At 53.8% G+C, this 578-nt stretch carries 1 protein-coding gene; it reads left to right on the forward strand.

The window, feature by feature from the left end; genetic code table 11:
• Positions 1-489, forward strand: a 489-nt coding sequence (locus H3Z84_RS06275; RefSeq protein ID WP_206768880.1) for a hypothetical protein, incomplete at its 5' end; no start/stop codon positions are given.
• Between the last annotated feature and the right edge of the window lie 89 nt (positions 490-578).

The following is a 578-nucleotide window of genomic DNA, read 5'->3' on the forward strand; positions in this document are numbered from 1 at the left end:
GCGTTAGCCGTCCAGGAGAAACCGATGCGGACATTATTCGTGATTTTTGCGCTCCTATTCTGCTCCCTGGCGAGCGCAAGCGACTCGTGCTTGAACGCGCACAAAGCATGGCGCTCTGACTTTCACGTGTTTATGTCTTTAATGGACTGCGCCTCTGCCGAACTAGCGGCTGCTCAGGATCGCGCATCGTATCTTAGTCAATTGTCGGACGCCTTGGCAGGTGAGGTCGAATGGGTAGGCACCGTTCGAGCTGTTCGAGATGAGCGACTTTATTTCAATGAAAGCTTTGCGTTGATTGAACCAGGCATGAAGGCTGCCCGGGTTATGTACTATTCCACGCCAGCGGATGCCGAAGAATGGCAGGACGTTTCAATAGGGCAGCAAGTAAAATACACCGGTAAAATCGCGGCCACCAAAGTGGATACGTTGGCTTCAAGTAGGCCGCTGCTATACATAGAGCTTGTGGAGGTGCGACCGTCAAATGGCTGAACACTGGCTAACAATCGCGTGAACACGGACAGCCAAAAGTGGCGCCGCTTCGCTCTGCCACTTCCGGCCGCCGGTTACGCGAAGCGTTA

This window comes from Marinobacter sp. bablab_jr003, assembly GCF_016464245.1.
GTDB classification, from domain to species: Bacteria; Pseudomonadota; Gammaproteobacteria; order Pseudomonadales; family Oleiphilaceae; genus Marinobacter; species Marinobacter vinifirmus.